Consider the following 13,666-nt stretch of genomic DNA (forward strand, 5'->3'; position numbering starts at 1 on the left):
GCCCTACGAGGAGGCGTTAGTACCCCATGACCGCCACTGCCGATATCAGCAGCAGGCTGCAGAAGCGCAACGGCATCGACTTCGCCGTGGCCGACCTGGGCCTGGCGGAGTTCGGGCGCAAGGAGATCCGGCTCGCGGAGCACGAGATGCCCGGGCTGATGGCGCTTCGCCGCGAATACGCCGAGGCGCGCCCGCTGCACGGGGCCCGGGTCGCGGGCTCGCTGCACATGACGGTGCAGACCGCGGTGCTCATCGAGACGCTGGTCAGCCTCGGCGCCGAGGTGCGCTGGGTCTCCTGCAACATCTTCTCCACCCAGGACCACGCCGCGGCCGCGGTCGTCGTGGGCCCCCACGGCACCGAGGAGCAGCCGCAGGGTGTGCCGGTGTTCGCCTGGAAGGGCGAGACGCTGGAGGAGTACTGGTGGTGCACCGAGCAGCTGTTCAAGTTCACCGACGAGGCCGGCAACGTGGTCGGCCCGAACATGATCCTCGACGACGGCGGTGACGCCACGTTGCTGGTGCACAAGGGCGTCGAGTTCGAGAAGACCGGCGTCGTGCCCACGGTGGACGACGAGGACCTCACGGTCTCCGACGAGTACCGGATCATCCTGGACACGCTGCGCCGCTCGCTGGCCGAGGACGCGAAGCGCTGGACCACGGTGGCCTCGGACATCCGCGGTGTCACCGAGGAGACCACCACCGGCGTCCACCGGCTCTACCAGCTGGCCGAGCAGGGCCTGCTGCTGTTCCCGGCGATCAACGTCAACGACTCGGTCACCAAGAGCAAGTTCGACAACAAGTACGGCATCCGGCACTCGCTGGTGGACGGCATCAACCGGGCCACGGACGTGCTGATCGGCGGCAAGGTCGCGGTGGTGTGCGGCTACGGCGACGTCGGCAAGGGCTCGGCCGAGGCGCTCGCGGGGCAGGGTGCGCGGGTGATCGTCACCGAGGTCGACCCGATCTGCGCCCTGCAGGCGCTGCTGGAGGGCTACCAGGTGGCGCGCCTGGAGGACGTGATCGGCCAGGCCGACATCATCATCACGACCACCGGCAACAAGGACATCGTGTCCGCCGACCTGATGGCGCGCACGAAGCACCAGGCGATCATCGGCAACGTCGGGCACTTCGACAACGAGATCGACATGGCCGGGCTGGCCCGCTACCCGGGGATCCGCCGGATCAACATCAAGCCGCAGGTCGACGAGTGGGTGTTCCCCGACGGGCACTCGATCATCGTGCTGTCCGAGGGCAGGCTGCTGAACCTGGGCAACGCCACCGGCCACCCGTCGTTCGTGATGTCCAACAGCTTCTCCAACCAGGTGATCGCCCAGATCGAGCTGTTCACCAAGCACGAGGAGTACAACAAGGACGTCTACCGGCTGCCGAAGGTGCTCGACGAGAAGGTGGCACGGATCCACGTCGAGGCGCTGGGCGGTGAGCTGACCAAGCTCACCAAGGACCAGGCCGAGTACATCGGCGTCGACGTCGAGGGTCCGTTCAAGCCGGAGCACTACCGGTACTGACAGGTACCGAAACCTCGCCGCGGGGAGCACCGTCGACCTAATGTGAGGGGATGGTGCTCCCCCGCGGTGACGGCGACGGCTGGACGCACTGCGCGCTCGGCCACAAGCACTGGGGCCTCTTCGGCGCGGCCGGGCTCCTGCTCTGGCACCGCGGGTGCGTCCTGCTGCAGCACCGCGCGCTGTGGAGCCACCACGGCGGCACCTGGGGCCTGCTCGGCGGGGCGCGCAACCGCGCGGAGACCGCCGAGCAGGCGGCCCGGCGCGAGGCCGCCGAGGAGGCCGGGCTGGTCGCCGACTCCTACGAGGTCACCGGCACGTACGTCGACGACCACGGCGGCTGGTCCTACACCACGGTGGTGGGCCGGGCCGCCACACCGGTGCTGCCCACTGGCCTCACCGCGGAGACCCTCGAGGTGCGCTGGGTGCGCGCCGACCGCCTGGCCGAACTGCCCCTGCACCCGGGCTTCGCCGCCACGTGGGAGACGGTCCGCGCCATCGCGTGAGCCACGCCGTACGAACGGCACCTCCGTACCGCTCTATCGGACGAGTGTGCCGTTCGTACCGGGGAGCGGAGCGTCACACGGCTGCCGCGCAAAGGTGTGGCTATCCTAAGCCGTGCTCTCGACCGGGCGATCACCCACCACGCTGCGAGCGGCCGATCTCGATCTCGGCTACCACGGCGCGCAGGTCGTGCACGGCGCCGCCGCGTCCATCCGGCCGGGCCGGGTCACGGCGCTGGTGGGGCCGAACGGCAGCGGCAAGTCCACCTTGTTGCGCGCGCTCGCACGCCTGCACGGCCCCGACCAGGGAAAGATCCTGCTCCACGGGGACGACACAGACGCGGCCGTCGATGCGCTCGCGCTCACCCGCCGCGAGTTCGCCCGGCGGGTCACGCTGCTCACCCAGAGCCGGCCGGTGCCCACGGGGCTGTCGGTGCACGATGTGGTCGGGTTCGGCCGCTACCCGTACCGGGGCCGGTTCCGGGGTGACGACCCGGACGGGCCCGCCGCCGTCGAGCGCGCGATGGCGCTCACGCGGGTGGCGGACCTGGCCGACCGCCCGATCGACGAGCTGTCCGGGGGGCAGCTGCAGCGGGTGTGGTTGGCGTGCTGCCTCGCGCAGGACACCGGGGTGCTCCTGCTCGACGAGCCGACCAACCACCTCGACCTGCGCTACCAGGTGGAGATCCTCGACCTGGTGCGCGACCTGGCCGACGAGTCCCGCATCGCGGTCGGCGTTGTGCTGCACGACCTGGACCAGGCCGCCGCCGTTGCCGACGAGGTGCTGCTGCTCGCCGAGGGGCGCGTGCGCGCGGTGGGCGAGCCCGCGGCCGTCCTCACCTCCGACCTGCTCACCGAGGCCTACGGGATCCGGGTGGCGGTCGAGCGCGACGCGGGCACCGGCCTCCTGCGCATCCGGCCGATCGGCCGGCACACCACCCGACACGACAGCACCCGACACGACAGCACCCGACACGACAGCACCCGACAGCACAGCGCGGGGCGCGAGAAGGAGTCAGCATGAGAGGACGGCGGATCGTCGTCGCCCTTGGCGCGGCCGTGGCCGCACTGGTGCTCGCCGCGTGCGGCACCACCGAGGCGCCCGCCGACGCGGCGGCCGCACCCGGTCCGGCGAGCGGCGAGGCGTTCACCGTCACGGACGCGCGCGGCAAGCAGATCACGTTCGACGGCCCGGCCACGCGCGCGGTGGGGCTCGAGTGGAACGTCGTGGAACACCTCGTCTCGCTCGGCGTGATGCCGGTCGGCGTGGCCGACGTCGAGGGCTACGGGGCGTGGGTGCAGGCCGCGCCGCTGTCCGGGGACGTCACCGACGTCGGCGTGCGGGGCGAACCGAGCATCGAGGCGATCGCGCAGCTGCGCCCGGACGTCGTCCTCACCACGCCGGACGTGAACGAGGGCGCGCTCGCGCAGATCGAGGCGTTCGCGCCGGTCGTGGTCGTGCGTCCCGCCGACACCTCCGACCCGCTGGGCCAGATGCGCCGCAACGTCGAGCTCGTCGGGCAGATCACCGGGAAGCAGGCGGAGGCCGAGCAGCTGCTCGCCGGGTTCGACGCCGCGCTTGCCGAGGGGGCGAAGCGGATCGCGGACGCCGGGCTCACCGGGCGCCGGATCGCCTTCGCCGACGGATGGCTCGACGGCGGCAGGCTCGCGATCCGGCCCTTCACCGACGGGTCGCTGGTGGAGACGGTCTCGCAGGAGCTGGGCCTGGTGAACGCGTGGCAGCTGACCGGCGACGCGGACTACGGTCTGGCCAGCACCGACGTCGAGGGGCTCACCCAGCTCGGCGCCGATGTGGAGTTCGTCTACTGGACCAACGACGTGGAGGGCCCCGACCCGTTCGTCGACGGGCTCGCGGGCAACGCCGTCTGGGAGTCGCTGCCGTTCGTGCAGGCGGGCGACGTGACGCGGCTGCCGGACGGCATCTGGATGTTCGGCGGTCCCGCGTCGATGCGGCAGTACGTCGACGCGATCACGGCCGCGCTGGCCGGCTGACCCCGGTGGTGCAGGAGGCCGTCCGCGCGGCGCCGGCCGCGCCGCGGACCTCCCGGGTGGGCGTCCCGCTGGTGGCGACGGCCGGGGCCGGGGTCGTCGCCGTGCTGGCGGCGGTGCACCTCACCCAGGGGTCGGCGAGCCTCCCGGTCGGCGACCTGCTGGCGGTGCTCACCGGCGGCGGTGCCGATCAGGCCGCGGCCGTGCTGGTGGCCTCACGGGTGCCGCGGCTGCTCGCGGGCGTGGTGGTCGGGGCCGCGCTCGGGGCCGCGGGTGCCGCCCTGCAGTCGATCACCCGCAACGCGCTCGCCTCGCCGGACACCCTCGCGGTGAACGCCGGCGCGCACTTCGCGATCGTGGTGGCCGCGGTGCTCGGGCTGTCGGTGCCGGTCGAGGCGTCCGCGCTGCTGGCCTTCGCCGGTGGTCTCGCCGCGGCCGCACTCGTGTTCGCGATCTCCGGGGGCGGCACCGGGCCCACCCGGCTCGTGCTGGCGGGCACCGCGGTGTCGCTCGCACTGTTCGCGCTTGTCAGCGTGCTCCTCCTGCTGTTCACGGAGGAGACCACGGGGCTGTACGCGTGGGGGAGCGGGCAGCTCGCGCAGATCGGCCTCGGCTCGGTGGCCCGGATGACGCCGGTGCTCCTGCTCGGGATCGCGTGGCTGGTCGTGCTCGGCAGGCGGCTGGACGTCCTCGGCCTGGGAGACGACACCGCGGGCGTCATGGGCGTGCCGGTGCGCAGCACCCGGATCGTGACGGCCGTCCTCGCGGTGCTGCTGTCGGCCGCGGCCGTGACGGTCGCCGGTCCGGTCGGCTTCGTCGGCCTCTGCGCGCCCGCCCTCGTCCGGCTCGTCGCCCCGCGCGTGCCGGGGCTGCACCGGCACCGGGTGCTCGTGCCGATGGCCGCGCTGGCGGGCGTGGCGGTGGTGCTCGGCGCCGACGTGCTCGTCCGGCTCGTGCTCGGCGGCCAGGGCGGCATCGAGGTACCGACCGGTGTGGTCACCACGCTGTTCGGCGCGGTCGTGCTCGTCGCGGTGGCCCGCCGCTTCCGCGACTCCGGCCCCGTCCGCCAGGCTCCCGCCGCCCGCTCGGGGCGCCTGCGCGACCGGCGAGCGTTCCTCGTGGTCGTCACCGCCACGCTGGTGCTGACCGTCGCCACGGCGGCGGGCAGCCTCCTGCTCGGCGACGCGTTCCTGCTGATGGGCGACGTGGCCAACTGGGTGGCGGGCCGCGCCGGGCCGGTCACCACCTACGTGCTGGACGCCCGGGTGCCGCGGGTGCTCGCCGCGCTGCTCGCGGGCGCGGCGCTGGCCGTCGCGGGCGTGGTCGTGCAGGCCGTGTGCCGCAACCCGCTCGCCGAACCTGTGCTCCTCGGCGTGAGCGGGGGAGCCGGCGTCGCGGCGGTCGCGGTGATCACGCTCGTTCCCTCCGTCGGGGTGTGGGCGCTCTCCGGCAGCGCCGCGGTGGGTGCGCTGGCGGCGTCGGCGCTGGTGTTCGGCCTCGCCGCGGGCGGCGGCCTGGCCACCGACCGGCTCGTGCTCGTCGGGGTCGGGATCTCCTACGCCGCGCTGGCCACGATCACGGTCCTGATCGTGTTCACCGACCCGTGGAACCAGGCCAAGGCCCTCACCTGGCTCGCCGGGTCGACGTACGGGCGCACGTTCGCACAGGTCCTGCCGGTGGCGGTGGTGCTGCTGGTCGCGGTGGCCGGGTTCGTCCGGGCCCGCGACGAGCTGGACCTCCTCGCGCTCGACGACGACTCACCGCGTGTGCTGGGCATCGGTCTCGGCGGCGCCCGGCTCGCGCTGCTCACCGCGGCCGCGCTGCTCACCGCCACCGCCGTGTCGGCGATCGGGCTGCTCTCCTTCGTCGGGCTGGTGGCGCCGCACGCCGCTCGTGCGCTGGTGGGGGCGCGGCACGCCCGCGTACTGCCGGTCGCCGCCCTGCTCGGGGGGCTGCTGGTGTGCCTCGCCGACGTCCTCGGCCGCACCGTCATCGCCCCCGCCCAGCTCCCGGCGGGCACGCTCACGTCGCTGATCGGCACGCCGTACTTCGCCTGGTTGCTGTGGCGGGCGCGGGCGGCCACGGGATGAGGGGCGGCCCCGAAGTTCCTGACCCCCGGGCCGCCCGTCGCCACCCCACCCGGGCCCGGCAGGATGCGCCCCATGGGTCGGCTGATCGTCGTGGAAGGGCTCGACGGGGCCGGCAAGCGCACGCTGTCCGACGCGCTGTGCACGGCGCCGGCCGCCCGCGGCGCGCGGGTGGCCCGGTTCGCGTTCCCCCGCTACGACGCCGACGTGCACGCCGAGCTCGCCCGCGAGGCCCTCTACGGCCGCCACGGTGACCTCGCGGCGTCCGTGCACGGGATGGCGTTGTTGTTCGCGCTGGACCGGCGGGCCGCGGCCCCCGAGTTGCGCGCGGCCCGCGACGCGCACGACGTCGTGCTCGTCGACCGCTACGTCGCCTCGAACGCCGCCTACAACATGGCGCGGCTGAAGGAGGACGTCGACGGCCCGTTCGTGAGGTGGGTGCACGAGCTGGAGGTGGAGCGCTTCGGCGTGCCGGTGCCCGACCACCAGCTGCTGCTCGCCGTGCCCCGTGCCGTCGCGGCGGAGCGGGCCGCGCACCGGGAGCGCACCGAGGCCGGCCGGGAACGGGACGCCTACGAGTCGGACGCGGAGCTGCAGGAGCGCACGGGTGCGGCCTACGCCCGGCTCGCCGAGGTCGGGTGGCTCTCGCCGTGGACCGTGCTCGACGGGAGCGCCCCCATAGACGCCGACGCGCTCGCGGCTCAGCTCCTCGGGTAGACGACGATCTGGGCCCGGTGGCCGTTCGAGCGGCCCAGCTCGGCATCGCACGTCAGGAGCGGGACGTCGAGCTGCTCGGCCAGGGCGACGTAGGCGGCGTCGTACGCGCTGATCGCGTCGCGCAGCTCCCACACCCGGGCGAGCAGCGGTCGGTGGGAGGTTCGGGTGATCGGGGTGTCCCTGATCTCCTGCAGCCGCGTGCGGCCGACGTCGGGATGTACGTGACCGGCGAGGACGGCCCGTCGAAGCACGTTCGCAGCTTCGAGGTCGATGAGTTCCGGGGCCGCCCCGTGTCGGGTCAACGCTGTCCGGCGGAGTCGATGATCCGGTGCCGGTCCCGCGATGAGCTCGAGGAGTGCGGATGCGTCGATGACGAAGTCGATCACCGTCTCTCGGCCCGGTCGGCCTCGTGCGCGGCGGTCAGCACCTCACCGGGGATCCCACCGCCTCGTGCGCGCGACGTGTCGGCCCGGTCGAGGATCTCGGCCATCGTCGCCAGGTCGGCCAGGTGGTCGAGCTGGCGCCTCAGGTACTGGCTGAGCGACATTCCGTCGGCCCTCGCGCGGGCGCGCAGCTTCTCGTACGTCGCGTCGTCCAGATTCCGGATCTGCACGTTCTTGGGCACCCGGCCCGGCTACCGCCGGTGCATGCAAAGTGGGTGCAGTTCGACGAACTCGCGGGTCCGAGGCGGGCCCGCGGCGCGAGGTGGGATGCTGCGCTCATGAAGTCGCGCGTTCTGGTGGTCGACGACGACCCGGCGCTTGCCGAGATGTTGACGATCGTGCTGCGGGGCGAGGGTTTCGACACCGCAGTGGTCGCCGACGGCACCCGCGCCCTCCCCGCCGTCCGCGATCTGCGGCCGGACGTCGTCCTGCTCGACCTGATGCTGCCGGGCATGAACGGCATCGACGTGTGCCGCGCCATCCGGTCGGAGTCCGGCGTGCCGATCGTGATGCTGACCGCCAAGAGCGACACGGTGGACATCGTCCTCGGTCTCGAGTCGGGCGCGGACGACTACGTGGTGAAGCCGTTCAAGCCCAAGGAGCTGGTGGCGCGCATCCGGGCCCGGGTCCGGCGCACCGAGGCCGAGCCCGCCGAGCAGCTCGCGATCGGTGACGTCACGATCGACGTGCCGGCCCACCAGGTCATGCGCGACGGCGAGCAGATCGCGCTGACCCCGCTGGAGTTCGACCTGCTCGTGGCACTGGCCCGCAAGCCGCGGCAGGTGTTCACGCGGGAGGTCCTGCTCGAGCAGGTGTGGGGCTACCGGCACGCCGCCGACACCCGGCTGGTGAACGTCCACGTGCAGCGGCTGCGGTCGAAGGTCGAGCGCGACCCGGAGCACCCCGAGGTCGTGCTCACCGTCCGCGGCGTGGGGTACAAGGCGGGACCGCCGTGACCGCCGGGCCATGAGCGTGTCGGCGGGGCTGCGGAGCCGCCTGGGCGCAACCACCGCGGGGATCAACGAGCGGGTGCGGCGGGGCCTCGCGCCGGTGCGGCAGCTGCTAGCGGAGCTGACCGACGCGTGGGGTGTGGCGTGGCGCCGTTCGCTGCAGATGCGCGTCGTGATCAGCACGCTCGCGTTGTCGACGGCGGTCGTGCTGGTGCTCGGGCTGGTGCTGCAGACCCAGATCGCGCAGCGGCTCATGCAGGCCAAGGAGGCCGACGCCCGTGTGCGCACCGAGACCGGGGCCGTGCTGGTGGAACGCGACCTCGCCGGTGTCGACCCCGACCGCGAGGGCGCGCAGGGCGAGCTCAACAACGCTCTCGACCGGTTGACGAACGCCAGCTCCGCGGAGGGCAGGCAGGCCACGGCGGGCGAGTTCCGCGCGGTGCTCAGCACGAGCGTCGCGGACGAGCAGGCCCAGGTGGCCGCCGGGCCCGTCGAGGACGTCCCGGTCACCCTGCGCGAGGCGGTCGCGTCGGGGGCACTGGCGAGCCAGTACACGACCACCGTCGGCGAGCAGGGCGTCGAGGTGCCGACGCTGGTCGTCGGGCAGCCGGTGCGCACGGCGGTCGGCGAGATGGAGTTCTACCTGCTGTTCCCCCTCACCTCCGAACAGCGCACGTTGGGCACAGTGCAGAGCACGCTGATCGTGGGCGGCCTCGTGCTCCTGCTCCTGCTGGCGGGCATCGCGGGCATCGTCACGCGCCAGGTCGTGCGGCCGGTGCGGCAGGCCGCCGAGATCGCGGAGCGGTTCGCCGACGGCCACCTCGACGAGCGCATGCCGGTGCAGGGCGAGGACGAGGTGGCCCGGCTGGGGGAGTCCTACAACGAGATGGCCGGCAGCATCCAGAGCCAGATCCGCCAGCTGGAGGAGTTCGGCGCGCTCCAGCGGCGGTTCACCTCCGACGTCAGCCACGAGCTGCGCACCCCGCTCACCACCGTCCGCATGGCGGCCGACGTGCTCTACGCCTCGCGTGACGAGCTGCTGCCCGCGTTGCGCCGCAGCTCGGAGCTGCTGGTGGCGGAGCTGGACCGGTTCGAGGCGCTGCTCGCCGACCTGCTCGAGATCAGCAGGCTCGACGCGGGTGTGGCGGAGCTGGGCGCCGAACGCGTCGACATGCACGGGGTCGTGATGCGGGCGGTCGAGGCCGTCCGGGGCATCGCCGACGAGACCGGCACCCCGCTCGAGCTGGAGCTGCCGCCCGGCGTGCCCGCCGAGGTCGACCCCCGCCGGGTGGAACGCATCGTGCGCAACCTCGTCGCCAACGCGATCGACCACAGCGAGGGCAAACCCGTCCGCGTGGTGCTCGCAGGCGACGAGCGCACCGTCGCCGTCCTGGTGCGCGACCACGGCGTGGGCCTGCGCCCCGGTGAGGCCGGCCTGGTGTTCAACCGGTTCTGGCGCGCCGAGGAGTCGCGGGCCCGTCGCAGCGGCGGCAGCGGGCTGGGACTATCGATCGCGATCGAGGACGCCCGGCTGCACGGCGGCTGGCTGCAGGCGTGGGGCGAGCCCGGCAAGGGCGCCGCGTTCCGGCTGACGTTGCCGCGCACCGTGGGGGACGTCGTCGAGTCGAGCCCGCTCCCGCTCGGTCCGGGCGAGGAGCCGCCGGAACCGGTCGCGGAACCCGCGTCGGTGCCCACCCCGCCCCGCAGCCGCACGCCCGCGGCGTCGCAAGCGCAGGACGACGCATGACCGCACCGCGTTCCGGCACCGGCCGCCGCGCGGCGCTCGTGCCCGCCTTCCTGCTCGCGCTCGCGGTGCTCGCCGGGTGCGCGAGCGTGCCCGACAGCTCACCGGTGCAGGTGCTGCGCCAGGTCGGCGGGAGCGAGGACGCGCTCGTGCCACCCGGCCCCGTCGCCGGCAGCAACCCCCTCGACCTCGTGCGCGACTTCGTGTTCGCCTCCGGCAGCAGCACCGAACGCCACGGCGCCGCCCGCCGGTTCCTGTCCGCCGACGCCGCCGGCTGGGACGACGCCGCGGGCCTCACCGTGCTCGACGGCCAGTTCGACACGGTCCCGGCGCCCGGGGCGGCGAGCCCGAGCTCCGACACCACGACGATCCGGATCCGCGGCACCGCGATCGGGCGCCTCACCTCGTCCGGGGCGTTCGAGCCCGGGCAGGCCACGTTCCAGCAGGACGTCACCGTCGTGCGCCGGGACGGCCAGTGGCGCATCTCCTCGCTGCCGCCCGGGGTCGTCGTGCCGCTCTCGGTGTTCCGCGACAACTACAAGCCCGTGCGCGTCTGGTTCGTCGACCCGGTGCGGCGGCTCGCCGTCGTCGACGTCCGCCACGTGCCGAGCCTGCCCGCGCGGGCCCAGGCCGCGCGGGTGATGGAGCTGCTGCTCGCCGGACCGTCCGGGGCGCTGGCCGGTGCGGCCGTCTCCCTCTTCCCGCCGGGCGCGCAGCTGCGCGCCAATGTGACCACCGCCGACGACGGCGCCGTGGTCGTCGACCTCACCCGCCTCGGCGACCTCGACGAGTCCTCCCGGATGCTGCTCGCCGCACAGGTCGTGCTGTCCCTGTCCGAGGTGAACGTCGGGCGCGTGCGGCTGCTGGCCGACGGCGAGCCGCTCATCCCCGACCGCGAGGACCTCACCCGCGAGGACGTCGCCGCGCTCTCCGCGGAGGTCGAGCCGGGCGCGGACGTGCCTGGACTCGTCGTGGCAGGTGGCCGCGTGCGTCAGCTCAGCGGTCCGGAACCCAGCGCCCCGCTGCCCGGCCCGCTCGGCAACGGCGCCTACGACGTGCGGTCCGCGGCGTCCACCGTGGACGGCTCGCGGCTCGCGGCCGTCGCCGGTGTCGGCGGGCGGCAGGAGCTGCTCCTCGGCGCCATCGACGCCGGTGACGTCGAGCCCGTGCCGCTCAGCGCGGGCACCATGACGCGGCCCTCCTGGACCCCCACCGGCGGGGAGGTCTGGACCGTGCTCGACTCGTCCGTGGTGGCGCGCGTGCTCGTGGACGACAACGCGCCACCCCGCACCGGCCGCGTGAACGCCGACGAGCTCGCCGGGCACGGGCCGATCGAGGACCTGCGCCTGTCCCGCGACGGCGTGCGCGTCGTCGCGGTGGTGGGCGGCGGACTCTACACGGGGGCGGTGGCGCGCACCCTCGACGGCGAGGTGGCGATCCGCAACGTCCGCCGGCTGCGCTCGGACGACCTGGGCGCCGTCGTGGCGGCGGACTGGCGTTCCACCGAGTCGATCGTCGCGATCACCCGCAGCCCGGAGATGCTGGTCGGGCAGGTCAGCATCGACGGGCTCGTCGCCCAGCAGATCGTGAGCAACAACCTCACCGCCCCGCTCACCGCGATCGCCGCCGCGGCCAACCGCCCGCTGTGGGTCACCGACCAGACCGGCGTCTGGAGCTTCGGCGGGGGCGAGCAGGTGGCGTGGCGGCAGGTGCTCGCGGGCGCCCCCGACGCCGTCCCCCTCTACCCGGGCTGACCGGCCGCGCGGTTCGCCCCGCGAGCCGCGAGACTCGCCCGCCGAGATGCGGGACTCGCCCAAGCCGCGCGAGTCTCGCGTCTCGCGCGGTGAATCCCGCGCTTGCGCCGCTGGTTGTGGACAACCCGGGGTCGGACGGGGCCGGGTGGCGCACGCGGGCGGGATGCTGGCCCCGTGGGCGTGCGGGAGCTGGGGGCGGCGCTGGTCGATCTCGTGCTGCCCGCCGACTGCGCGGGGTGCGGTGCCCCGGTGGCGCCCTGGTGCCCGCGGTGCAGCGCCGACCTCGGGCCGCCCACCACGCCGCGTCTGCCCGACGCGCCGGACGTCCTGGCGGTCGGGCGCTACACGGGCCCGTTGCGGGCGGCGCTGCTGCGCTACAAGGAGCGCGGCAGGCGCGACCTCGCCCGGCCGCTCGGGGTGCTGCTGGCGGGAGCGCTCGACGACGCGGTGGGGCTCGGCGACGCGGCGGGGCCGGGGGCGCTGTGGCTCGTGCCCGCCCCGTCGCGCCCGTCCGCTGCCCGCGAACGCGGCGGCGACCACGTCGCCCGCCTGTGCCGCGCGGTCGTGGCCGTGCGGCCGGGCGTGCGGGTCGCCCGGCCGCTGCGGCTGGAGCGGCGGGTGCGCGATTCCGTGGGCCTCGACGCCGGGCAGCGCACCGCCAACCTGGCCGGTCGGGTGCGGGTCCGGCCGGGCGCGCTGCCCGGCCCGGGGCGGGTGCTGCTGGTGGACGACGTCGTCACCACGGGGGCCACGCTGCGGGCCTGCCGCCACGCGCTCGCCGGTGCCGGGGTGGCCGTGGACGCGGCGGTGGTGCTCTGCGACGCCACCGCTCCGACCCACGTTAGTTGATCATGAATCGGGGCAATGGTACCGCTGAGGCCCAGTTCAGGGAACCTCTGGAGTCGCGTTGCCACTCACCTCGGGGTCAGTCGAACGAGAGGGGTGTTGCCGAACCGTGATGCAGGTTACGGTGCTCGGCATCCCGCCGAGGCACCCAATCAGGAGGATCCGATCGAGCGCCGGGGGTGGGTACTTCCCGGCGACCCTGCAAACATCAAACCCGACGCCCAAGCGATGCTGAGAGCGAGGGAAGTCTGCGTGGAGATCGTTGTCACCGGCCGTAATGTCGAGGTCCCAGACCATTTCCGGGTCCACGTGGCCGAGAAGATCGGTCGACTTGAGCGCTATGACCACAAGATCGTGGGCATGGAGGTCGAGCTCTTCCACGAGCGCAACCGACGCCAGCTCAAGAACTGCCAGCGTGTCGAGATCACCGGCAGGGGGTGCGGGCCGGTCGCGAGAGCGGAGGCCTGCGCGCAGGACTTCTACGCCGCGTTGGACGCCGCGGTCGCCAAGCTCGAGGCGCGGCTGCGCCGCTCGCACGACCGTCGCCGGGTCACCGGCAGGCGTGCCCGGGTGATGGCGGCGCGGGGCGGCGCAGGCACGGCCGTGCTCGACGAGCCGTCGGTGCACACCGACCACCGCGACGAATACCGTGACGACGCCCGCGAGGACACCGGTTCCGACATCCGCGCCGACGACACGATCGACGTGAACATCCCCGGCCCGCGGATGCACGACGAGGACGTGCCCGACTCCGACGTGCCGGGGCGCATCGTGCGCCACAAGGTGCACACCGCCACTCCCATGAGCGTCGACGACGCGCTCTCGCGGATGGAGCTGGTCGGCCACGACTTCTACCTGTTCTCCGACGCCGAGAGCGGCCGGCCGTGCGTCGTGTACCGGCGCAAGGGTTACGACTACGGGATGATCCGCCTGGAGCAGTAGCGCCTGGAGCAGCAGCGCACAGCGCCCTGCACGGATGGGGGCGGTCCGCGTCCGATCGGAACGCGGGCCGCCCCTCCGGCGTTGATGGGGTGGCGGCCCGCCGCTTCGCTACCCTGGTCGGGGCAGCGCGTGCTCCGGACGGGCTGC

General features: G+C 73.9%; 13 protein-coding genes. 11 read left to right on the forward strand and 2 right to left on the reverse strand.

The window, feature by feature from the left end; translation table 11 throughout:
- The first annotated feature begins 26 nt into the window (after positions 1–26).
- The 6 genes from ahcY (at position 27) to ACFPL3_RS03100 (ending at position 6,840) form a co-directional block, all read left to right on the forward strand.
- Positions 27–1,526: an adenosylhomocysteinase gene (gene ahcY, locus ACFPL3_RS03075; RefSeq protein WP_343937791.1), complete on the forward strand. Its 1,500-nt coding sequence runs from the start codon at positions 27–29 to the stop codon at positions 1,524–1,526.
- A 50-nt stretch (positions 1,527–1,576) separates the two neighbouring features.
- Entirely contained in the window at positions 1,577–2,029 is a 453-nt protein-coding gene (locus ACFPL3_RS03080) for an NUDIX domain-containing protein (RefSeq protein WP_343937789.1), read from the forward strand.
- Positions 2,030–2,141: 112 nt separating this feature from the next.
- Positions 2,142–3,050 (forward strand): ABC transporter ATP-binding protein, encoded by a 909-nt coding sequence (locus ACFPL3_RS03085; protein WP_379588362.1) that lies wholly within the window; start codon positions 2,142–2,144, stop codon positions 3,048–3,050.
- Complete coding sequence (locus tag ACFPL3_RS03090; protein ID WP_343937787.1) at positions 3,047–4,039, forward strand: iron-siderophore ABC transporter substrate-binding protein; 993 nt, start codon at positions 3,047–3,049, stop codon at positions 4,037–4,039. Before ACFPL3_RS03085 ends, ACFPL3_RS03090 begins: the two co-directional genes overlap by 4 nt.
- A 5-nt stretch (positions 4,040–4,044) precedes the next feature.
- Complete coding sequence (locus ACFPL3_RS03095; protein WP_343937785.1) at positions 4,045–6,126, forward strand: iron ABC transporter permease; 2,082 nt, start codon at positions 4,045–4,047, stop codon at positions 6,124–6,126.
- A 72-nt stretch (positions 6,127–6,198) separates the two neighbouring features.
- Positions 6,199–6,840, forward strand: coding sequence for a dTMP kinase (locus tag ACFPL3_RS03100; RefSeq protein ID WP_343937783.1), 642 nt, complete (start codon positions 6,199–6,201; stop codon positions 6,838–6,840).
- Here ACFPL3_RS03100 and ACFPL3_RS03105 read toward each other — a convergent pair.
- Both ACFPL3_RS03105 and ACFPL3_RS03110 read right to left on the reverse strand, forming a co-directional pair.
- Entirely contained in the window at positions 6,825–7,226 is a 402-nt protein-coding gene (locus tag ACFPL3_RS03105) for a type II toxin-antitoxin system VapC family toxin (RefSeq protein ID WP_343937781.1), read from the reverse strand. The genes ACFPL3_RS03100 and ACFPL3_RS03105 overlap by 16 nt on opposite strands.
- The gene (locus ACFPL3_RS03110) at positions 7,223–7,465 is read right to left on the reverse strand and encodes a FitA-like ribbon-helix-helix domain-containing protein (RefSeq protein WP_343937779.1); all 243 of its coding nucleotides are present in this window, start codon (positions 7,463–7,465) and stop codon (positions 7,223–7,225) included. Before ACFPL3_RS03110 ends, ACFPL3_RS03105 begins: the two co-directional genes overlap by 4 nt.
- Before the next feature lie 96 nt (positions 7,466–7,561).
- Here ACFPL3_RS03110 and mtrA point away from each other — a divergent pair, with 96 nt between their 5' ends.
- From mtrA to hpf, 5 genes are all read left to right on the forward strand, one after another.
- Positions 7,562–8,239 (forward strand): MtrAB system response regulator MtrA, encoded by a 678-nt coding sequence (mtrA, locus tag ACFPL3_RS03115; protein ID WP_343937777.1) that lies wholly within the window; start codon positions 7,562–7,564, stop codon positions 8,237–8,239.
- A 10-nt stretch (positions 8,240–8,249) separates the two neighbouring features.
- Positions 8,250–9,980 carry an MtrAB system histidine kinase MtrB gene (gene mtrB, locus ACFPL3_RS03120; RefSeq protein ID WP_343937775.1) on the forward strand — a complete coding sequence of 577 codons (1,731 nt, stop codon included), beginning with the start codon at positions 8,250–8,252 and terminating at the stop codon, positions 9,978–9,980.
- Positions 9,977–11,731 carry an LpqB family beta-propeller domain-containing protein gene (locus ACFPL3_RS03125; RefSeq protein ID WP_343937773.1) on the forward strand — a complete coding sequence of 585 codons (1,755 nt, stop codon included), beginning with the start codon at positions 9,977–9,979 and terminating at the stop codon, positions 11,729–11,731. Before mtrB ends, ACFPL3_RS03125 begins: the two co-directional genes overlap by 4 nt.
- A gap of 174 nt (positions 11,732–11,905) precedes the next feature.
- Positions 11,906–12,580, forward strand: coding sequence for a ComF family protein (locus tag ACFPL3_RS03130; RefSeq protein ID WP_379588363.1), 675 nt, complete (start codon positions 11,906–11,908; stop codon positions 12,578–12,580).
- 249 nt (positions 12,581–12,829) lie between these two features.
- Positions 12,830–13,519, forward strand: coding sequence for a ribosome hibernation-promoting factor, HPF/YfiA family (gene hpf, locus ACFPL3_RS03135; protein ID WP_343946336.1), 690 nt, complete (start codon positions 12,830–12,832; stop codon positions 13,517–13,519).
- Positions 13,520–13,666: the final 147 nt, after the last annotated feature.

Source organism: Pseudonocardia zijingensis (assembly GCF_042657305.1).
Classification (GTDB): domain Bacteria; phylum Actinomycetota; class Actinomycetes; order Mycobacteriales; family Pseudonocardiaceae; genus Pseudonocardia; species Pseudonocardia zijingensis.